The sequence below is a fragment of the Mesorhizobium sp. CA16 genome, assembly GCF_020165175.1.
Classification (GTDB): domain Bacteria; phylum Pseudomonadota; class Alphaproteobacteria; order Rhizobiales; family Rhizobiaceae; genus Mesorhizobium.
Window position 1 is genome coordinate 78,413 of record NZ_JAIUHP010000001.1, and the last position, 19,257, is coordinate 97,669.

At 64.6% G+C, this 19,257-nt stretch carries 18 protein-coding genes; 3 read left to right on the forward strand and 15 right to left on the reverse strand.

Annotated features, from left to right (window positions below; translation table 11 throughout):
• Positions 1-16: 16 nt before the first annotated feature.
• The 3 genes from LB525_RS00380 to LB525_RS00390 all read right to left on the reverse strand — a co-directional run bounded on the left by LB525_RS00380 (position 17) and on the right by LB525_RS00390 (position 3,825).
• Positions 17-1,141, reverse strand: coding sequence for an FAD-dependent oxidoreductase (locus LB525_RS00380; RefSeq protein ID WP_224542967.1), 1,125 nt, complete (start codon positions 1,139-1,141; stop codon positions 17-19).
• 489 nt (positions 1,142-1,630) lie between these two features.
• Positions 1,631-2,512, reverse strand: coding sequence for an NmrA family NAD(P)-binding protein (locus tag LB525_RS00385; protein ID WP_224542968.1), 882 nt, complete (start codon positions 2,510-2,512; stop codon positions 1,631-1,633).
• Positions 2,513-2,544: 32 nt separating this feature from the next.
• Positions 2,545-3,825 (reverse strand): serine hydrolase domain-containing protein, encoded by a 1,281-nt coding sequence (locus tag LB525_RS00390; protein ID WP_224523102.1) that lies wholly within the window; start codon positions 3,823-3,825, stop codon positions 2,545-2,547.
• Between the two features lie 174 nt (positions 3,826-3,999).
• Here LB525_RS00390 and LB525_RS00395 point away from each other — a divergent pair, with 174 nt between their 5' ends.
• The gene (locus tag LB525_RS00395) at positions 4,000-4,902 is read left to right on the forward strand and encodes a LysR family transcriptional regulator (protein WP_224542969.1); all 903 of its coding nucleotides are present in this window, start codon (positions 4,000-4,002) and stop codon (positions 4,900-4,902) included.
• 55 nt (positions 4,903-4,957) lie between these two features.
• On the opposite strand, the gene LB525_RS00400 is transcribed toward LB525_RS00395, so the two are convergent.
• From LB525_RS00400 to LB525_RS00435, 8 genes are all read right to left on the reverse strand, one after another.
• On the reverse strand, positions 4,958-5,704 hold the full coding sequence (locus LB525_RS00400) for an ABC transporter ATP-binding protein (RefSeq protein WP_140839172.1): 747 nt from the start codon (positions 5,702-5,704) through the stop codon (positions 4,958-4,960).
• Positions 5,701-6,429: an ABC transporter ATP-binding protein gene (locus tag LB525_RS00405; RefSeq protein ID WP_224542970.1), complete on the reverse strand. Its 729-nt coding sequence runs from the start codon at positions 6,427-6,429 to the stop codon at positions 5,701-5,703. Before LB525_RS00405 ends, LB525_RS00400 begins: the two co-directional genes overlap by 4 nt.
• A complete protein-coding gene (locus LB525_RS00410; protein WP_224542971.1) occupies positions 6,416-7,504 on the reverse strand; it encodes a branched-chain amino acid ABC transporter permease in 1,089 nt (362 codons plus the stop codon). The genes LB525_RS00405 and LB525_RS00410 overlap by 14 nt, the downstream gene beginning before the upstream one ends.
• A gap of 7 nt (positions 7,505-7,511) precedes the next feature.
• A complete protein-coding gene (locus LB525_RS00415; protein WP_095768602.1) occupies positions 7,512-8,381 on the reverse strand; it encodes a branched-chain amino acid ABC transporter permease in 870 nt (289 codons plus the stop codon).
• A gap of 86 nt (positions 8,382-8,467) precedes the next feature.
• On the reverse strand, positions 8,468-9,700 hold the full coding sequence (locus tag LB525_RS00420; protein ID WP_224542972.1) for an ABC transporter substrate-binding protein: 1,233 nt from the start codon (positions 9,698-9,700) through the stop codon (positions 8,468-8,470).
• Positions 9,701-9,978: 278 nt separating this feature from the next.
• Positions 9,979-10,860 (reverse strand): amidohydrolase family protein, encoded by an 882-nt coding sequence (locus tag LB525_RS00425; RefSeq protein ID WP_095768600.1) that lies wholly within the window; start codon positions 10,858-10,860, stop codon positions 9,979-9,981.
• 5 nt (positions 10,861-10,865) lie between these two features.
• Entirely contained in the window at positions 10,866-11,852 is a 987-nt protein-coding gene (locus LB525_RS00430) for an aldo/keto reductase (RefSeq protein ID WP_140839181.1), read from the reverse strand.
• A gap of 261 nt (positions 11,853-12,113) precedes the next feature.
• On the reverse strand, positions 12,114-12,863 hold the full coding sequence (locus LB525_RS00435) for a FadR/GntR family transcriptional regulator (protein WP_224542973.1): 750 nt from the start codon (positions 12,861-12,863) through the stop codon (positions 12,114-12,116).
• A 104-nt stretch (positions 12,864-12,967) separates the two neighbouring features.
• On the opposite strand from LB525_RS00435, the gene LB525_RS00440 reads away from it, so the two are divergent.
• Positions 12,968-13,873: an NAD(P)-dependent oxidoreductase gene (locus LB525_RS00440; RefSeq protein WP_224542974.1), complete on the forward strand. Its 906-nt coding sequence runs from the start codon at positions 12,968-12,970 to the stop codon at positions 13,871-13,873.
• Between the two features lie 19 nt (positions 13,874-13,892).
• Here LB525_RS00440 and LB525_RS00445 read toward each other — a convergent pair whose 3' ends face one another.
• Positions 13,893-14,669, reverse strand: coding sequence for a FadR/GntR family transcriptional regulator (locus LB525_RS00445; RefSeq protein WP_224542975.1), 777 nt, complete (start codon positions 14,667-14,669; stop codon positions 13,893-13,895).
• Positions 14,670-14,672: 3 nt separating this feature from the next.
• Entirely contained in the window at positions 14,673-16,115 is a 1,443-nt protein-coding gene (locus LB525_RS00450; RefSeq protein ID WP_224542976.1) for an FAD-binding oxidoreductase, read from the reverse strand.
• Between the two features lie 164 nt (positions 16,116-16,279).
• Here LB525_RS00450 and gloA point away from each other — a divergent pair, with 164 nt between their 5' ends.
• Positions 16,280-16,693, forward strand: a complete 414-nt coding sequence (gene gloA, locus LB525_RS00455) for a lactoylglutathione lyase (protein WP_095768594.1) — start codon at positions 16,280-16,282, stop codon at positions 16,691-16,693.
• Positions 16,694-16,776: 83 nt separating this feature from the next.
• Here gloA and LB525_RS00460 read toward each other — a convergent pair whose 3' ends face one another.
• Positions 16,777-17,745 (reverse strand): ABC transporter permease, encoded by a 969-nt coding sequence (locus LB525_RS00460; RefSeq protein WP_140839193.1) that lies wholly within the window; start codon positions 17,743-17,745, stop codon positions 16,777-16,779.
• Positions 17,746-17,749: 4 nt separating this feature from the next.
• Positions 17,750-19,252: a sugar ABC transporter ATP-binding protein gene (locus LB525_RS00465; protein ID WP_095768592.1), complete on the reverse strand. Its 1,503-nt coding sequence runs from the start codon at positions 19,250-19,252 to the stop codon at positions 17,750-17,752.
• Positions 19,253-19,257 lie beyond the last annotated feature (5 nt).

Genomic DNA, 19,257 nt, shown 5'->3' on the forward strand with positions numbered 1-19,257 from the left:
TTTTGGGCCATATCTCTCAGCCCAAGGCGCTGAAGAGGTCGGCTACGCTCTGAGGAGCCTCGGGTCCGAAGAACCGAGTGAGGTTCTGCGCGCTGGTTTGCGCGACGCTGGTGCTGCGAGGGAACAGACGCTGTTCGTATTCGGCGATGGCGGCTTCGTTGCCGTTTTTGACGGCGATCGCAACAGCCAGCTCAGCGGCGTCATACATCGCCAAGTTGGCGCCTTCACCAGCGAAGGGAGACATTAGGTGCGCGGCATCGCCGAGCAGCGTCGCGCCTGGCACGTGGCGCCAGCGATGGTCGACCGGCAGCGCGTAGATCGGCCGTATCACGGGCGAGATATCGGTGTTTGTGATCAGCGCGACCAGCGGTGCGGCCCAACCGTCGAACTGCTCGGCGACCCGGGCGAGACCGGCGCGCGCCTCCGTGAAGTCGATGCTTGATGCCCAGCTTTCCGGCTTGTTGATCGCAACATAGACGTGAACACTGCCGTCCGCGTTGCGATGGGCAAGAATGCCCTTCCCCGGCGCCACTGCCATCAGCGTGCCTGTGCCGATGATCTCAGCGTTTGCGACGCTGCGCGGATCGTCCGCCGACAGATGCGTCTCGATGAAGCAGGTCCCGGTATATTCAGGCTTCGTCTGGGACAAGAGCGGCCGCACCCTCGACCATGCGCCATCGGCGCCTACGAGCAGCGACGTCGTCGTGCCAGTGCCGTCGACGAATCGGAGCTCGTTTCGGCCGTCGCCTCTCGACGACACCGACGCGACCTTGTGTCCCCAATGGATCGTGCCCTGCGGCAGGGCATCGATCAGCATCTTCCGCAGCTCACCGCGGTCCACCTCCGGGCGCTTGCTGAAGGGATTACCGGGCTTGTCGAGCAGCACTGTGCCATCTCGATCGACGACGCGCTTCGCGTCCTCGCTGGGACGCACCAGCCGCTCGAACTGCTCGAACAGACCGGCCACCCTCAGGGCATGCTGGCCGGTAGCTTCATGCATGTCGAGCAGCCCGCCCTGCACGCGGGCGCTGGGCGATGCCTCTGCCTCGTAGATCACGGCGGCGATGCCATTGAGATTGAGAATGCGGGCCAGGGTGAGGCCACCCAAACCTGCGCCCACAATCGTGATGGGATACTGCATAGCGCGCTCCATGTCTTGCGATCCGTGCCGACGGAGCACGAAATCGGGAGCCCAATCTGTCGTCAGGCTCGTGCTGTTGGAGCCGCTGGCCGACCGCGAAACGGTCGGCGTATGCGCGAAGCCCAGTGATGCGGGCGTCGTTTTTCGCGACGTGCAGGTCTTACGGCTTTGCACCCGACAACGCAAGTCGGGTGTCTGCTTCGCCCAAGCTCGACGTTGGCGCCCTCGTCGGCTTCAACGATCGGGGGCCGACGTCCATGCAGGCCGCCGACATTGTGGCGCGACTTGATTGTCACCGGCGGGCCGCCCGAGAAGGAGACGCTCTCGACGACCGGCTGGGCGTCTGCCCCCGGCACGCGGAAAGTACCGAAGCCGAGCCGAGGGATTGCGACGCCCCTTGTGATGATGGTGTCCATGAACTCGCTTTTCTGAGTTGATGCTTCGGGGAGACGCTGCCCCGCCGGTGTTTCGTGCCCGCAGCTATCGATCTCAGCCAGCCGCCTCGGAGCAGTTCTGGCCGACGAGGTCCGTGACAACGTCTTCGAGTGTCACGGTACCTTTCATCGCCGACCTGCCGTCGTCGCGGAACGCGATCCAATCCTCGTTGAAGCCGTCGATCATGCGAATTCGGGGCAGCGGATTGCGCGTGCCTTGCCCGCGGAAGAGCGCTTCCCAACTGTCGCGCGTCACGATCTCGACCCGCACCGGATGGTCCAGCGCCTTGGCGAAGGCATGGGCGAGGTCGTTTGGCGACACGCGCTGAGGCCCTTCCAGCTCGACGATCCGCGTTCCGGTCCAGTCCTCGCGCAAGAGCGCAGCTGCAGTGCGCCCGACATCCTGCGTCGCGACCATCGGGAAGGCCTTGTCGGCTGGCTGCAGGCAGCTGCGCAGCACGCTTTCATCACGCGCGGCGGCAACGTCCCACAGCGCATTCTCCATGAACCAGGCGGGCCGAAGGAAGGTTACCGGCAAGTCGAGCTCGCCGAGCGCTTCCTCAAGCAGGGTGCGCTGGGTCAGCAGGTTCTCGTGCGCAGCGTCGGCGCCGATGGTCGACAGGCACACCACCTTGCCGGGACGGGCCGCGATGAGGGCCGCCACCAGCGCCGCGATCACGCGCCGCGCCTCGGGAAAGCCTGGCTCGGGATCGAATTCCGACGGCGGCAGGATGAAGACGCCCTCGACACTGCGGAAGGCGGCTGCGAGGCCCTCCGCATCATTCATCTCGGCAAGGGCGACCTCACAGCCCTGTCTGATCCATGGCCCAGACTTAGCCTCGTCGCGCAAGACGGCGCGGACGGAAAGCCCGTCGGCAAGCAAAGTGCGCGCCAAGGCGCCGCCGACTTTGCCGGTGATTCCGGTGATTGCAAACATATCGGTTCTCCTTTGGTTGGGATCGCGCCGACTCAGGCGAGTCCGGCATAGAGCTCGCGCTCGAAGGCACCGTAGAGGGCGACGACCCGCTCGTCGTAAAAGGGCAGGATCTGTGTGAAGAGCGCGCCGGTGACATGCTTGACCGGATCGAGCCAGAAATAGCAGTTGAGCAGGCCCGCCCATGAGATGCTGCCCGCAGAGCGGCCGTTCGGCCCAGGCTGCGTGTTGATGTCGAAGGAGAGGCCCCATTTGTGCGGCTGGCCGGGGAATTGGTCGAAGCTGCGCGAATAGGACGGATGCGCCGAGCGCATCTCGTGGACGTTCAGTTCGCTGATCTGGTTCTGCATCATCAGCGAGACCGTCTCCGGACGGAGGATACGCGCGCCATTTAGCGTCCCGCCGTTCAACAGGGCCTGCAGGAACGTCATGTAGTCGCGCGGGGTCGAGAAGGCGCCGCCGCCGCCCATGAAGAATTCCGGCCGCTGCGGCATCTCAAACGGCGCCGGCTCCAACCCGCCATCTGCGCGCCGGTTCTGGAAGGTGGCGACATGCTTCTTCTGTTCGCTCCCGATCAGGAAACCGGAGTTCCGCATGCCAAGCGGCGCGAAGATGTTTTCGCGGAAATAGACTTCCAGCGACTGGTCCGAGACGGCTTCCACCAGCTTGCCGACCCAATCCATGCTGATGCCGTATTCCCAGCGTTCGCCGGGATCGAATTCGAGCGGCGCCGTGAAGGCGGCATTCTTGCAGGTGGCGATGTCGGGCATGCCGGTGACCTGCTCGTAGCGGCTCAGCGCCTCGCTCCAGATCGAATAGGTGAAGCCGGAGGTGTGGGTAAGCAGATGCCGCACCTTGATGGCGCGTTTGGCGGGGCGCAGGCGCGGCGCACCGTCGGCGGCGAAGCCTTCAAGGACCTGGGGCGCGGTAAGTTCGGGCAGATACTTGGCCGCGTCGTCATCGAGGTCGATGCGGCCCTGTTCGATCAACTGCATGCAGGCGGTGGCCGTGAAGGCCTTGGTCATGGAGAGCAGCCAGAACACCGTGTCGGCCGTCATCGGCGCGCCGGTCGCAACGTTCGACCTGCCGAAGCTGCCTTCGTAAACGAGGCCATTGCGGGTGGCTGCCATGGCGACGACGCCGGAGACGTCGTCACGGGAGACGCCGGCGCGCAAGGCGGCGTCGATTGCGCTCGCGCTCAGAAGGGATGCGACGGGCTTCGTTGCAGCCAGAGCGGGGCTCACGGTGTCGAGCGCCAGAATGGCACCGAGCAGGCCTCCGCGCTGGAGAATGGTTCTGCGTGTCAACTGGTTCATGACTGGCTCCTTTGAAGGTTCTCAGGAGGGCGGCCGATGGCTGCTCACCCGACAATGGAGCCGTGTGTATGCCGAGCTATAACGTGATTCACGCGCATTAAGATCAGTGCTACGGTGACTCAAAATCATTGCGTTTTCGAGGTGGCGTCCGTTAGTGGACGGTAAGGAGAAGGAATGGTTTTCGACACGCGGCTCCTCACCGGCGTCGGCGTCCTTGCGGCGGTGACGGAGGCCGGGAATTTCGCCCGGGCGGCCGAAATGCTCGGCGTAACGCCCTCGGGCGTGAGCCGGGCGGTGGCGCGCCTGGAAGCGAGGGTCGGCGTCCGCCTCTTCGACCGCAATCCGCGCGAGGTAAGCCTCACCGAAGAAGGGCGGCGCTTCCATGCGCAGGTAATGCCATTGCTTGCCGGCCTCGACGAGGCGGCAGCCGAGGTGACAGGTGCCGCTGCGGTCGTGCGCGGCAGGCTGCGCGTATCAGTCGATCCCTGGTTCGCGCGCATGGTGCTCGCGCCGACGCTTAGGCAGTTCCTGGCACGCTATCCAATGCTGCAACTCGACCTGTCCACAAGCAACTATCGCGAGGAGATGATGGCGGGGATAGACGTCGCGGTACGCTTCGGCCCCCCGGACGATTCAAGGCTCATCGTACAAAAACTCCTCGAAACGCCGATCCTGACGGTCGCCGCGCCGGTATATCTCGATCGTCATGGCGAGCCGCGCTCGCCTCATGACCTCGTCCATCACGAGGCTCTGCTCTTCCGCGATCCTCAGACGGGACTGCCGTTTCCGTGGGAATTCTATCGCGGCGGCGAGATCGTTGAGGTCAAGGTCACAAGCCGCCTGGTGCTCGACGATCCTTCCGTCGCGGTCTCCGCCTGCGTGGCGGGTCAAGGGGTGTTCCAGAGCCTTGCCGTGGGTCTCGCGCCCTTCATGGCACGCGGCGAATTGGTGCGGATTTTACCGGATTGGTCGGAGGAGCTTTATCCACTCTATGCCTACCATCCCTCGCGCCATCTACCCCCTGCAAAGGTCAGAGCGTTTCTGGACTTCATCCAAGAGGTCGCTGCCGGATTGTGATTTGCTTTTATTTCACGCGCCCCCTTCGGGCTATCGCCGTTAGACACTGCGAATATTAAGCCTGCGAGGAACTTTGGTTCTGCCGTGCCCTCTTGCCGAGATAGAGCTCCTGCATGACCGACGACTGTTGCAACTCTTCGATGCCGCCTGAAGCTACGATGCGCCCGGAATTCATGAGATAGCCTTGCTCGGCCACCGAGAGTGCCAGTCCGGCGTTCTGCTCGACGAGCAGCACCGCGGCGCGGAACTTCTCGCGCACGTCGATGATGATGCCCTGCAGCTCCGAGACCAGCAATGGCGATAGCCCGAGCGACGGCTCGTCGAGCAACAGGATGCGTGGCCTGGCCATAAGGCCGCGCGCGATGGCCAGCATCTGCTGCTGGCCTCCGCTGAGCGTCCCGGCCTTGGCGCCGCGCTTCTTGGCAAGGATGGTGAAATAGCTTTCCATCAAGGCGATGTCGGCTTCGATAGCATCCCGGTCCTTGCGGCAGTAGGCGCCGAGCAAAAGGTTCTCGCGCACACTCATGTCGGCGAACACACGGCGGCCTTCCGGCACCATCACGATGCCGAGCGTTGCTTTTTCGTCGGCGTGAAGCTTGGTGACGTCGCGGCTCTCGAAGGTCACCGTGCCGCGCCGCGGCTTCACCAGGCCGGCGATGCAACGCAGCAGCGTCGTCTTGCCGGCGCCGTTGGGTCCCAGAATGGTGACGATCCCGTTTTGGCCGACCGCGAGCGAGACGTCGCGATTGACGGCGACGGGCCCGTAGCCGGTGTCGACATGCTCGACGGCAAGCAGGCTCATGACGCGGCCGCCTTCTTGTCGGGACCGAGATAGACCTCGCGGACCTTGGGATCGGCGAGCACCTCGCCCGGCGGGCCTTCCGCAATCTTGGTGCCGAAGTCGAGCACGACAAGCCGGTCGCAAAGCTCCGACATCATGTCCATGTCATGGTCGATCAGGCACACGCCGATGCCTTGCGGCGGCAGCTGCGCGATGACCGCCGCGAAGGCCTGCGCTTCGCTGTCGTTCAGCCCGGCGCCGGGCTCGTCCAGGAGCAGGAGTTCGGGCGACACACCGAGCGCGACGGCCAGCCCAAGGCGTCTCAGGCTGCCGAAGGGCAGCGATCCCGCAATCGCCTTGCTAAGCGGCGCCAGGCCGACAAACTCGAGGATCATGCCCGGTGACGCCCAGCGGCCGTCTCCCTTCCTGCCCTGCTCCCAGGCGATCCGGACGTTCTCGTCGACGGTCAGGCCCGGAAACGACATCGCCTGCTGGAACGTCCGCACCAGCCGCTTTCGCGCGATGCGATGCGCGCCGATATTGGTGATGTCCTGCCCATGCCAGAACACCGCGCCGCCGGTCGCCGGATGGACGCCGGTGACGACGTTGAACAAAGTTGTCTTGCCGGAGCCGTTAGGGCCAACGATACCGACGACACGGTCGGTGTCGATGTCGAGATCGATGCCGTTGAGCGCGACGACGCCGCCGAACTGCTTGCGCAGGCTCCTCACCTCAAGCGCGGCCATTCGAGCCTCTTTGCTTTTGCGTCTCGGAGCCGCCGGTGATCGCACAGTAGATGTTCTTGATGCCGGCGCCGACGCCGCCCGGCAGCAGCAGGATTACCAGGAGCAGACAGACGCCGTATGCGATGCGGGAATCGACCGGATCGAGGTTCAGCACCTCGGGCAGGAAATTGACGACGACCGCGCCGATCAGCGGCCCGTAGAGATAGCGGGCGCCGCCCAGCATGACCATCAGCGCGAGGTAGAGGCTGGGAAAGGCGCCGAACAGGGTCGGCGAGATGTGGCGCAGATAGTAGAGCTGCAGCACCCCGGCGAGGCCCGCGAACAGGCCCGAGACCATCAGCACGCCGAGCTTGTGCAGGTCGACATTGATGCCGACCGAACGCGCCAGTTGCTCGTTCTCGCGGATGGCCCGCAACGTCCGCCCGTAGCGCGAATTGCCGATGAGATAGGTTGCCACAACCGCCAGGAACAGCGCCGCCAGGACCAGGTAGTAATTGTTGGAGAGCTTGTCGAAATTGATGCCAGGCAAGGGTGTCACCGAGTCGACGTCGAGGCCGGTCGCCGATCCGGTGAAGGTGCCGCCATTGGTCAGCACGATGACGAACAGCGCGCAGAAGCAGAAGGTGATGATGATGTAATGCTGGCCGCCGACCCTCAGCGTCGGCAGGCCGATGACGCCGCCGACGATCGCCGACAGCGCCATGGCGAAGGGCAGCGATGCCCACAAACCCAGGCCGAGCTGCACCGACAGGATCGCCGAGGCATAGGCGCCGACGCCCATCAGCGCCGCATGGCCGACCGACATGATGCCGGCCTGGCCGAACTGCAGGCCGAGGCCGTAGAGCCCGATCGCCGTATAGAGCGTGGTGATGGCGATCGACAGGAAGCGGTAGCCGAGGCCGAGCCAGGGCAAGGCGATGAGCAGCACTGCCAAAAGGATGGCCGTGATCGCCTGGACGCCGGCCGGCAGGGGAACGGCGGCGTTGTCCGCCGTCAGAAGCGCCAGGCGATCCCGTGCTCTGGCGCCTTCTGGCGCGGCGCCTGTCTTGCCGGCGCTGTTGTCGGTCACTGGCATCGACATCTCACGATGCCTTGGGGCCGAGCGTGCCGCCGAGCAGGCCCTGCGGCCGCAGCACCAGGATCAGGATCATCACGACCAGCGAATAGGCGTCGGTCCATTCCGGATAGCCGTAGCCGGCGCTGAGACCGTCGACCAAGCCGAGCACCAGGCCGCCGACGACCGCGCCGCCGACATTGCCGAGGCCGCCGATCAGCGAGACGGCGAAACCACGGATGATGATGACGCTGCCGGTAAACGGTGTGATCGGAAACAGCGAGATCATCAAGGCGCCGCCTATTCCGGCAAGCAGGCTGCCATAAATGAAGACGCCGGTGACGTAGCGGCGCACCGGAATGCCCATCAGTTCGGCGGTGTCGCGGTCCGCAACGCTCGCCCGCAACGCCATCCCATAGCGGCTGCGCGAGATGCCGAAATAGGTGATCGCCACGATGATGGCCGTTATCGCGACGACGATCGCGCGCATGGCGATGATGTCGACGCCGCCGATCGTCCAGACCAGGCCGACCGGGTCGGTGATGCTTTTCTGGAATTCGTTGAACACGCGGATGACCGCATGCTGCAGGATGACGCTGAGGCCGATCGACATGATGAAGCCGTTCATCGGCCGGTTGAGCGTGAAGCGGAACAGGCATCTTTCGGCGGCAAAGCCGAGCGCGCCGACCAGCAGCCCGGCGAGCACAAGGGCCACGAAGAAGTTCATGCCGGCGCCGACCATGAACCAGGTCGCCATGCCGCCGACCATCAGGAACTCGCCATGTGCGAAATTGACGATGCCGGCGAGACCGAAGATCAGCGTGATGCCGATGCCGATGAGAATGGTGACGCTGGCAACCGAGAGGCTGTTCACCAGTTGCTGCACAAAAATGTCCATCGTCAAATCCGGGTGGCGAGCCTGCAAGGGGAGGATGGACGGAACCTCGCCGCCCATCCCGATGTCGGATTTTGTCGCGGGCCGGTTCAGCCGCCGTTGTCGCCGGGCGGCGGAGCGGCCGGCGGCTGCTCGACCGCGCATTTGAATTGGTCGGATGTGTTGGGCTCGACCATGCAAACCTCGGTCGCGAAGGTGACCTGGTGGTGCTTGTTGAACACAAGCGGCACCGGCGACACGACGCCCTTGTAGTCCGACTTCAGGAGCTCCGCGACCACCGCGTCCGGATCGTCGATCTTGCCGACCTTCTCCAGCGCCTTGGCGTACCAGAAGAAGTAATCGTAATAGAGCAGCGAGACCGAGGACTGCGGGCCCTTGGCGGCGCCGAGGCCGAAATACTTGTCGAAATACTGCTTCACTTCGGGGTATGGCGATGAACCCCAGCAGACCGGCACGCAGCTCAGCGTCACCGGCACATCAGCCTTCAGGCTGCGCTCCTGATAGATGCCCGGATCGACGCCGAACAGGAAATAGGACGGCGCCACGCCGAGCTTGAGGGCCTGCGGGAAAGCGGTGAGCGTTGAATCGCCATTGTACCAGAAATGCACGATGTCGGGCTTCATGCCCTTGATGCGGGTAAGCAGCGGCGAGAAGTCGGTCGTGTCCGGCGGATACTGCACCAGGTCGACTTTCTGGCCTTCCGCCTCGAGCGCCTTGACATAGTGCGAGGACAGATACTGCCCGGTCGCGTCATTGCCGACGAACACCACCGAATGCTTCGGCGGCGACTTCAGCTGCGGCGTCAGAAGCGAGAGCACGCCCTTGGCGGTGCTGCCGCTGCGCTGCCATTCCTGCGGCTCGCTCTGGAACGTGTAGCGGAGCCAGCCATCCTCGGCGACGGCCTTGTCGTCGAGCACGGCGCCGAGCGAGCTGTTGCCGGAAAACTGCAGGACCTTGGCCGGGCCGGTGATCTTGGCCATGGATACCGAGAAGTCATGCGTCTCGGTGCCCCAGATCGCCTTGACGCCGATGTCGTTGACCAGCTCGCGCGCGGCCGCGATAGTGACGTTCACATCCGTGCGGTTGTCGCGGATATAGAGCTTGATCTTGTAGGTCTTGTCGCCGACCTTGATGCCGCCGGCGTCGTTGATCTGCTGCGCCGCCAGGTTCGCGGCGCCGACGATGGTGTTGCCGGCCGAAACGAACGAGCCCGACTGCGCGGCGATGACGCCGATGGGCAGTTCCTCGTCGGCGCGGGCCGTCTGCAAAGCCATGGCGAGCCCCGCGGCCGCGATGGTCAATCCAAGTCCTAGCTGTCTCATGCATGTTCCTCCCGTTACATGGCCAACTTGTCATACAACCCTATTACCATGTAACACTGGTGTCAACATAACTCCGGCGCGGAGTGCGCGGCCGGGAGGCGTCGTGTCGCCCCCTTTGGTTCTTCCGTATCTGATCTCAGCTTGGGCGAGGAAGTTCATTGCAGTCGGTGCGAGGCGCTGGACAAAGATGCCCAACGCAGAGACATGCGCAGCGATCGTGGTGATGATGAATGTGGCCGGGCAACCGCAAGGCGGGAGGGCTCAGAGCCTTGCCACCGTCACAGCGACAAGCGGTAGGCCTCGACGGCGGAAGCGCCAAAAATCTGCGAACGTTCCTCTTCGGCCAGCCCGGCAAGACACTCGCCAAGGGTGCGTTTGACCGTCTGATAGTCGGCTGCGACCAGGCAGACCGGCCAATCCGAGCCGAACAGGCATCGCGACGGGCCGAAAATGGAAAGGACCTCGTCGACATAGGGCTGCAGATCCTGTTGCTTCCAGTGCCGCCAGTCGGCTTCCGTGACCATCCCGGACAGCTTGCACCAGACATGGTCGCGATGCGCCCTGAAGCCCTGCATCAATCCGGCCCACGGCTCCATCGCGTGCTGCGCAATGCGCGGTTTTGCGACGTGGTCGACCACGAAACGTAAATTGCGATGCCGCGCCACCGTCTCCAGGGCAGCCGGAATCTGCGGCTCCTTCAACAGCAGGTCATAGGCGAGCCCCGCTTCGGCGACAGCCGCCAGCCCGCGCTGGACATCGGCGCGCAAGAGCCAGTTCGGATCCGCCTCGTTGTGCACGAGGTGACGGATGCCGACCAGGTAACGGCCATCTGGCCGCGCCTTCAGCTCGGACAGTGTGGCCGCCACCTCGGGATCGGCGAGGTCCACCCATCCCACGACGCCAGCGACGAAATCGGTCCGGCTGGCCGTCTCAAGGAATGCGCGTGTCTCGTCGAGCGAATGCCATGTCTGGACCAGGATGGTCCTGTCCACGCCGGCTGCGGCAAGCGCCGGTCTGAGGTCGTCGGGCTCAAACACGCGACGTATGGCGGCGTAGTCCTCCGTCATCCAGCCGCAGGATCCATCCGCCGGATCCCAGAAATGCTGATGCCCATCGATGATCAGTTGCTTACCAGCAACCAGGGGCCGACCGGCTGTCATGGCGCTCACCAGCGCTGGTGGACGGAGGCCTTGATGCGCCGCTCATAGATGTCGGCGATGCGCTCCATCAGTTGCGGCGACAACGCCGGCAGGTCGGACGCGGCGGCGTTCTCTTGCGCCTGCCTGACCGACTTGGCGCCCGGAATGGTGACCGTCACCGCCGGGTTCATCAGGATCCAGCGCAGCGCCCATTGCGCCATGGTGGCGCCTGGCGGCAGCAGCGCCCGCAATTCCTCGACCGCTTGCAGGCCTTCCTCGTAATTCACGCCGGCGAATGTCTCGCCGACGTCGAAGGCCTCGCCCTGCCGGTTGTAGCTGCGGTGGTCCTTGGCGCTGAAGCTGGAATCGCTCTTGAACTTGCCGGACAGGAGCCCGCTGGCCAGCGGCACCCTGACGATGATGGCAACGTCCTTCTGGCGCGCCATGTCGAAGAACAGTTCCGCGGGCCGCTGCCGGAAAATGTTGTAGATGATCTGGACGCTGACGACGCCGGGATATTGCAGCGCCTTGATGCCTTCCTCGACCTTTTCGACGCTGACGCCGTAGTGACGGATCTTGCCTTCCTCGACCAGCTTCTCCAGCGCATCGAAGGTCTCGGGCTGATAGAAGACTTCTGTCATCGGACAATGGAGCTGCACCAGGTCCAGCACGTCGACCTCGAGATAGCGCAGGCTGCGCTCGACGAAGCTGGTCAGGTTCTGGCGATTGTAGCCTGCGGCGACATGCGGGTTCAGCCGCTTGCCGGCCTTGGTGGCGACCATCGGCCTCGCGCCGCCCCGCCCCTTCAGCGTCTTCGCGATCAGTTTTTCCGCCCGGCCGTCGCCATAGACATCGGCCGTGTCGATCATCGTCACGCCTGAATCGAGCGCCGCATTAAGCGCCGCGATGGCGTCCTTCTCCTCGACGTCGCCCCAATCGGCCCCGATCGCCCAACTGCCGAAGCCGATTTCCGACACTTGCCAGCCGGTGCGGCCAAATCTCCTTTGATGCATAGAAACCACTCCTCAAAGACCACGTCCTCTTGACGGGTCATGCCCGCAGGAATATCAGATCGAATGGTTGTATGACAACCCTGTAAGCATGCAAAAGGTGATGACGGAAATGCTGGTTTTGGATCTACCGGCAGGCTGGAGGACGACGGAATGTTCCTGGCATGGGCGCATAATGCCAATCACGGCCGGCCGCACTTTGAAAGTCGCGTCGTAGCTGCCTATCGCGGTGCGCCATGCGCCGCTCGGGCGCCCTCGCCCGATCTATTTCAGACGTGCGGATCCGTCTCGGAGCTGCTCGAAGCGCTTGTAGGAACGGCTCAGATGCAGCCGCATCGCGCGCTGCGCCGCCTTGGCGTCTTGCGCCGCGATGGCATCATGGATCGCCCGGTGCTCGCGCCGCGTCCGCTCGAAATGCCGCTCGCGCTCGTCGGGCTCCATCTGGTCGAATTGCGTCCATTGGCGCGGGATCATCGCAGTGCCAAACGTGTCGAAGAGCCGGCTGAAGTAGGCGTTGTGCGAGGCGAGCGAAATCGCCCGATGGAAAGCCGCATCCTCGGTCGCGGCGAGACCCGTTTCGGCGATCGCCCGGTCGATTGCGTCGAGCTGCTTAGCCATAAGCCCAAGGTCCTTGGCGGTCCGGCGCGTGGCCGCCAGCGCCGCCGCCTCCGCCTCGACGCCCATGCGCAGCTCCAGCACCGCCAGGATCTCGTCGATCGATTCGACATCCGTCGGCACGATCGAAAAGGTTTTCGGCGGGGGCTCCTGGGCCACAAAGGCGCCGAGGCCCTGCCGTGTCGTGATCAGCCCCCGTGCGCGCAACGATGCCAGCGCCTCGCGAACCACCGTCCGGCTGACGCCCGTCGCGTTGACGATCTCCTGCTCGGTGGGAAGCCGCTGGCCAGGCGCAAGATCGCCGGCCTCGATCTGCGCGGCAAATTTCTCCACCAGTTCGCCCCTGAGATTGGGGGACTGGCGAATGGCGCCGAACATTGCTCCCTGGCGATCCGTCATCGGAAAACCGGCCCGTTAGATCGATTCTTACGCCAAGGATCGCACCGCTCGGTTGAGACAGCAATCTTTCGTTTGTTTCTGTCCAACAGCACTGGAAGACCAACATGAAGCAGCAAATCGGCTTTATTGGCCTGGGCGCAATGGGCTCGGGCATGGCGGCCAACCTTCTGGCCAAGGGTTGGCCGCTGACCGTCTGGGTGCACCGCAACCAGGAGGCGGCGCTGAAGCTTGTCAGCGCCGGGGCCCGCCAGGCGGCAACGCCGCGCGCGCTCGCCGAGGGCTGCAACATCGTTCTCCTTTGCGTCACCGGCTCGCCGCAGGTGGAAGCGCTCGTGAAGGGACCGGAGGGGCTTGCGGCTGCCGACAAACCGCTGCTCATCATTGACTGCTCGACCTCCAACCCGTCCACGACGATCGCGCTCGCCGCAGAGCTTGCGGCGCAAGGCGTGACGCTGATCGACGCGCCGCTGGCGCGCACGCCCAAGGAAGCCGCCGAAGGCAAGCTCGACGTCATGGTAGGCGGCGCGGCGGAAGCGATCGCCCGCGCGCGGCCGGTGCTCGAAGCCTTCGCCGCGCGAATTATCCACACCGGCCCGACCGGCAGCGGCCACACCATGAAGCTGCTCAACAATTTCGTCTCTATGGGTTATTCGGCGATCTATTCCGAAGCGCTGACGCTGGGAGCAAAGGCCGGGCTGACGCCGCAGGTCTTCAACAGCGTCATTTCCGGCAGCCGCATGGATTGCGGCTTCTACCAGGCCTTCTTCGACTTCGTGCTGAACCGCAACGAGAACGCCCAGCGCTTCGCCATCGCCAATGCGCTGAAGGACATGACCTATCTTGCCTCCTTCGCCCAGGCCGCCGGCATCGCCAACCCGGTCGGCGCCGTGGTCCGCAATGGTTTCGCCACGGCGGTCGCTACGGGGCACGGAGAAAAATTCGTGCCGGCGCTGTCGGATATTGTTGCTGAGCTCAACGGCGTTTCATTGATTGAGGCTGCGGCCGAGTGAGGGAGGCGGCTGCGCGGCCCTACCCTGCCCGCCCGCGCACGGCCTTTCGCAACCTCGAATGCCGTGTCGGCGACGCGGCCTCAGCGTCGCCGCCTGGCAGTCCAACGCGTGAGGCCGCACCGGCGAGATGCCGCGTCATTGCAGCGCTCGCGCCCTTCGCGTCGCCGGCCTTGATCGCCGCCAGAATGCGTTCGTGCTCGCCCAGGGTCGTGCGCGCCATGTCGTCGGACTTCTGCTGGTTGCCGGCGGCAAGGATGCTCTCACGCACCCGTTCCGAGACGAAGACGAGGAACTGGCCCATATAGGGGTTCTGGGTCGCCTCGGCGACGGCGCGGTGGAAACCGAGATCGTTCTTCAGCCAGGCGACGCTGCCATAAGGCGCGGCGCGCATCCCATCGAGCGCCTGTTCCATCGCCTCGATGTCGGCGTCGGAGCGGCGGGTCGCGGCCAGCGCGGCGATCTGCACTTCCAACATGCCGCGCAGCTCGAAAAGATTGCGAAAGGAATCCGCCCGCTGCAAGGTCTCATAGTCGATCGTCAGCACCGTCGCGTTGGTAGCGTCGGCAACGAAGGCGCCCCTGCCCTGCTGCGACCAGATGCGGCCTTCGGAGCGCAGCCTTGCGATCGCCTCGCGCACCACGTTGCGGCTGACCCCGAAGGTGGTCGCCAGTGCCTGTTCGGTCGGCAGCTGATCGCCGGGTTTGAGGCGTCCTTGCGCGATCTCGCGCGAGATGGAACTCGCCACGAGCGTGGAGAGGTGCGGACCGCGATTGACCTTGTCGAGCTTCAGCGTCATCGCTCACCTATAGTCGAGCGCGGATGCGGACGCCAGAATGCGGCCGTTGCTCAATATATGGCGCGGATCGAAAGCATCCTTGATGCCTGCGGCGAGATCGAGCGTCACCGGATCGATGCGGTCGAGGAAGGCCCGCTGCTTGACCCGGCCAATGCCGTGCTCGGCACTGATCGAGCCACCATAGCGGTCGACGACGGCGAAAATCTCCGCTTCCGCCTCCTCGAACAGATGCTCGATCGCCTCGGCCCCCATGCCCTCCGGCGGCACGACGTTGAGATGGATGTTGCCGTCGCCGACATGGCCGTAGGTGACGGGCAGCGCGTCGGGTCTCGCCCGTCCAAGTTCGGTGAGCGCGTCGGCGACAAAATCGGCAAGCTTGGAGATCGGCACCGCGACATCGGTGCGCAGATAGCGGCCGCCGCGGCCCTGCCGCTCGACCATGATCTCGCGGTAAAGCCACAGGCGCTCGGCCTGCGCCCGGGTCGATGCCACAATGCCGTCCTCGACAAGATCCTCGACGCCGGCGAGAAAACTCAAAAGCATATCCTTGAGGTCGATAAGCCCACCGGACGAAACCTCGATCAGCACATAGGCGGGATAAGGCTTGCCGAGCGGATCGGGGAAATCCTTGCCCTCGCGCATGGTGATCTCGATACCGCCGCGCAGGATCAACTCGAAGGCGGTTAGCAAGTCGCTACAACCGCGCCGCGCCCGCGCATAGAGCGCCATTGCATCCTCGACGGAGCGTAGGCCGACAAGCGCCGTTTCGATCTGCGTCGGCTTGGGGAAGAGTTTCAGCGCCGCCGCGGTGACGATGCCGAGCGTGCCTTCCGAGCCGATGAAGACCTGCTTCAAATCGTAGCCGCGATTGTCCTTGCGCAGCACCTTCAGCCCGTTCCAGATCCGGCCGTCGGCCAGCACGACTTCGAGGCCAAGCACCAGGTCGCGCGTCATGCCGTAGCGCAGCACGTTGAAGCCGCCGGCATTGGTGGCGACATTGCCGCCGATGCGGCAGCTGCCTTGCGCTCCAAAGGTGATCGGCAGGATGCAGTCACTCTCCTCCGCCGCGCGCTTGGCGTCCTCGAGGATGCAGCCGGCCTCGACCACCATGGCGAAGTCGATCGGACTGATCGAGCGGATCCTGTTCATGCGCTCCAGCGAGACGACGACCTCATTGCCGTCAGCCGCCACCGCCGCGCCGACAAGGCCGGTCAGCCCGCCCTGCGGCACGACGGGGATGCGCTCGGCATGACAGTGCCGCATCAGCGCCGACATTTCTTCCACCGAGCTGGGCCGCGCCACCGCCAGCGGGCGGCCGACATGGTCGCCCGACCAGTCGCGGCTGTAGCGGACAAGGTCCTCTGCCTCTGTCAGTAGCCCGCCATCCGACAGCACGCCGGTGAGGGCGGCGATCAGCGATGCGGAATTGGGCGGCACGGCATTCATGAACTGAACCTGGACCCTTCCGGAAAACGACTGGACAACCACCAATCTTGTCGTGTTATCATACAACCCTGATTGAGAACATCAAGCGATAGCATGCTTCTTCCCGAAGCCGCTTGATGTGGATGGTCAGACCGGCAAATCACTGAATTCGGAGGACTTTCCCAATGAGCGACGCCCCCGGCTTTCGCTATATGCACACCATGATCAGGGTGCTCGACCTCGACAAGTCGATCGCCTTCTATACCGAGGTGCTCGGCATGACCTTGCTGCGCCGCGACGATTATCCCGGCGGCAAGTTCACCAATGCCTTTGTCGGCTACGGGCCGGAGGACAAGGAAGCCGTCGTTGAGCTGACGCTGAACTGGGGCCGCGAGGAACCCTATGAGATCGGCACCGGCTTTGGCCATCTGGCGCTGGGCGTCAACGATATCTACGCCGTCTGCGCCGAGCTCGAGAGGCGCGGTGCCAAGATCCCGCGCAAGCCCGGACCGATGCAGCACGGCACCACCCACATCGCCTTCGTCGAGGATCCCGACGGCTACAAGATCGAGCTGATCGGCCTGGACACGATGCAGTAAATTCAGCCCGGACCGCACCGGCTCATTGCCGATGCGGTCCCACTGCGTCCGCGTTTGCTTGGGAGGCGGTGCGGATCGGTTCGTCACTTGATGACCGCGATCTTGCTGCGGTCGATGGTTATGGCGACGGCGGCGATCAGCACCGCGCCGAACACCATGTTTTCCAGGAAGATGTTGACGCCGACGAAGGTCATGCCGATGCGCACGATCGATATGATCAGCGCGCCGACCGCGGTGCGCGCCACGCCGCCCAACCCGCCGGTGATGGCCGTGCCGCCGACGATGACGGCGGCGATGGCGGGGAGCAGCAGTTGGTTGGCGAGCACCGGCGAGCCGCTGGACAGCCTGGCCGCCAGCACGACGCCGGCGATGGCCGCCAGAATGCCCGATGCGGCAAAGGCGATGATCTTGGTGCGGTCGACATTAATGCCGGCCGCCCACGCCGCCGGTTCGCCGGCCCCGACCGCGATCGCCTGGCGGCCGAAGCGGGTGTAACGCAGCGCGAGGAAGCTGACGATGCCGATCAGGGCCGAAATCAGCACCACCATCGGCAGGCCGAAAATCGTAGCGTTGATCCACGCCGTCTTTTCACGCCCGGCTTCCTCGATGGTGATGGCGCGGCCGTTGGAGACCCAGAGCGCCAGGCCCGTGACCACGCCGCCGGTAGCCAATGTCGCCACGAAGGACGGCACGCGCAGCTTGACGTGGACGATGCCGCTCAGCAGCCCGAAGGCGAGGCCAGACAGGATCGCCACCGGGAACGCGGCGAAGCCGAGCGAGGGCAGCAATTGCGCCAGCATCACACTCGCCAGCGAGGCGACCGCCTGGATCGACAGGTCGATGCCGCCGAGCAGGATGGCGAAGGTGACGCCGGTCGCCAGCATAAACAGCACGGCGGTGTTGGCAAAGAGCAGCGCCAGCGTCTCGCCGGTCAGGAAGCCGGGCGCGGCGATCTCGATGATCAGCAAAAGGGCGACAAGCAGCACCAGCGGGATGGCGCCTTGCGTCCACTTGCCCTCGAAGACCTGCTTGATGGGAAAACCTTCATTCATCGGCTTACACCATCGCTCGTAGCAACTCGACCTGATCCGGCTTGTTGCCGGGGCTGGCATCGAAGCGCGCGGTGATCTCGCCGTCGCGCATCACCAGAACCTGGTGCGACAGGCCGATCGTCTCCTCCAGCGTATCGGAGATCAGAAGGATCGCCACGCCTTGGTCCGAGAGGTCGCGCACCAGCTCGTAAACCTCTTCCTTGGCGCCGACATCAAGCCCGCGCGTCGGATGGTCGAGCACCAGGATGCGCGAGCCCGCCGTCATCCAGCGCGCCAGCACCACCTTCTGCTGGTTGCCGCCACTGAGCTTGCGGCAGGCGGCGTCGGGCCCGGGCGCCTTGATGCTGAGCCGCTTGATCCAGTCAGCGGCAAGCCGCCGCTCCTTGCCGTAATCGATGGCGCCGTTGCGCATGACGCTCGAGAGATCCGCCAGCGAAATGTTCTCGGCGATCGACAGAAACATCACCAGGCCTTCGAGCCTGCGCTCGCGCGGCACATAGCCGATGCCCTTGCGCACTGCCGGCTCTGGCGAGCTGAAGCGAACCGTCTCGCCGGCGATCTTCATCTCGCCCGCATCATGTGGCAGGAAGCCGCCGACCGTACGGGTAACCTCCTCGCGTCCGGAGCCGACGACGCCGGCGATGCCGACGATCTCTCCGGCGCGGATCGAAAGGTCGACACCATGATAGAAGCCGCTGGCGCCCAGGCCCCTGGCCTCGACCATGATCTTATCGCCCGGCGGCTGCTGACGGGCCTCGCGATAATATTCGGCCTGCAGCCCGCGCCCGACCATGATCTCGTGCAGCTCCGGCGCGGTGACTTCCGCGGCGCGGTGTTCGGCCACGACCGCGCCGTCCTTCATCGTGTAGACGCGGTCGGAAATCGCCAGCACTTCGTCGAGGCGATGCGACACGAAGACGAAGCTGGCGCGGGATTTGAGCGAGCGCACCCGCGCGAACAGAACCTCGATATCGGCGGCGTTGAGCACCGAGGTCGGCTCGTCGAGCAAGATGAGCAGCGGACGCTCGACCATCTCCTCCAGCGTCAGCGCCTTGGCGAGCTCGACCATCTGGCGCGCGGCGAAGGTCAGTTCGGAGGTGCGCGCGGTGACGTCGATGTCGACGCCGATCTTGGCCAGTTGCCGGCGCGCCGCAGCATTCATGGCGCGCCAGTTGACAAGACCGAAGCGGGTGAAGCGGTCTTCTTCGCCGAGATAGATGTTTTCGGCGACGGTCAGGTTGAGCACCAGCGATTGTTCCTGGAACACCATGCCGATGCCGTTCCTGGCCGCGTCACGGGCGTTGCGTAGCTTGAGCTGTTCGCCGTCGAGGGTGATCGTACCGCCATCCGGCCGATAGCCGCCGGCCAGCAGGCGCATCAGCGTCGACTTGCCGGCGCCGTTCTCGCCGATCAGTCCGACCACCTCGTTCGGCCGCACCTCTATGGAGACGTCGCGCAACGCCTGGACGCCGGGGAAATTCTTGATGATGCCGGTTGCCTGCAGCATGGCGC

What these genes read in the sequence shown, in the direction of transcription:
- LB525_RS00405 (WP_224542970.1), bottom strand. Translation starts at nt 6,429, where the DNA reads ATGGCCGCGCTTGAGGTGAGGAGCCTGCGCAAGCAGTTCGGCGGCGTC.
- LB525_RS00465 (WP_095768592.1), bottom strand. Translation starts at nt 19,252, where the DNA reads ATGCTGCAGGCAACCGGCATCATCAAGAATTTCCCCGGCGTCCAGGCG.
- LB525_RS00410 (WP_224542971.1), bottom strand. Translation starts at nt 7,504, where the DNA reads ATGCCAGTGACCGACAACAGCGCCGGCAAGACAGGCGCCGCGCCAGAA.
- LB525_RS00415 (WP_095768602.1), bottom strand. Translation starts at nt 8,381, where the DNA reads ATGGACATTTTTGTGCAGCAACTGGTGAACAGCCTCTCGGTTGCCAGC.
- LB525_RS00425 (WP_095768600.1), bottom strand. Translation starts at nt 10,860, where the DNA reads ATGACAGCCGGTCGGCCCCTGGTTGCTGGTAAGCAACTGATCATCGAT.
- LB525_RS00445 (WP_224542975.1), bottom strand. Translation starts at nt 14,669, where the DNA reads ATGACGCTGAAGCTCGACAAGGTCAATCGCGGTCCGCACCTCTCCACG.
- LB525_RS00385 (WP_224542968.1), bottom strand. Translation starts at nt 2,512, where the DNA reads ATGTTTGCAATCACCGGAATCACCGGCAAAGTCGGCGGCGCCTTGGCG.
- LB525_RS00430 (WP_140839181.1), bottom strand. Translation starts at nt 11,852, where the DNA reads ATGCATCAAAGGAGATTTGGCCGCACCGGCTGGCAAGTGTCGGAAATC.
- LB525_RS00390 (WP_224523102.1), bottom strand. Translation starts at nt 3,825, where the DNA reads ATGAACCAGTTGACACGCAGAACCATTCTCCAGCGCGGAGGCCTGCTC.
- LB525_RS00380 (WP_224542967.1), bottom strand. Translation starts at nt 1,141, where the DNA reads ATGCAGTATCCCATCACGATTGTGGGCGCAGGTTTGGGTGGCCTCACC.
- LB525_RS00420 (WP_224542972.1), bottom strand. Translation starts at nt 9,700, where the DNA reads ATGAGACAGCTAGGACTTGGATTGACCATCGCGGCCGCGGGGCTCGCC.
- LB525_RS00400 (WP_140839172.1), bottom strand. Translation starts at nt 5,704, where the DNA reads ATGAGCCTGCTTGCCGTCGAGCATGTCGACACCGGCTACGGGCCCGTC.
- LB525_RS00395 (WP_224542969.1), top strand. Translation starts at nt 4,000, where the DNA reads ATGGTTTTCGACACGCGGCTCCTCACCGGCGTCGGCGTCCTTGCGGCG.
- LB525_RS00440 (WP_224542974.1), top strand. Translation starts at nt 12,968, where the DNA reads ATGAAGCAGCAAATCGGCTTTATTGGCCTGGGCGCAATGGGCTCGGGC.
- gloA (WP_095768594.1), top strand. Translation starts at nt 16,280, where the DNA reads ATGAGCGACGCCCCCGGCTTTCGCTATATGCACACCATGATCAGGGTG.
- LB525_RS00450 (WP_224542976.1), bottom strand. Translation starts at nt 16,115, where the DNA reads ATGAATGCCGTGCCGCCCAATTCCGCATCGCTGATCGCCGCCCTCACC.
- LB525_RS00435 (WP_224542973.1), bottom strand. Translation starts at nt 12,863, where the DNA reads ATGACGGATCGCCAGGGAGCAATGTTCGGCGCCATTCGCCAGTCCCCC.
- LB525_RS00460 (WP_140839193.1), bottom strand. Translation starts at nt 17,745, where the DNA reads ATGAATGAAGGTTTTCCCATCAAGCAGGTCTTCGAGGGCAAGTGGACG.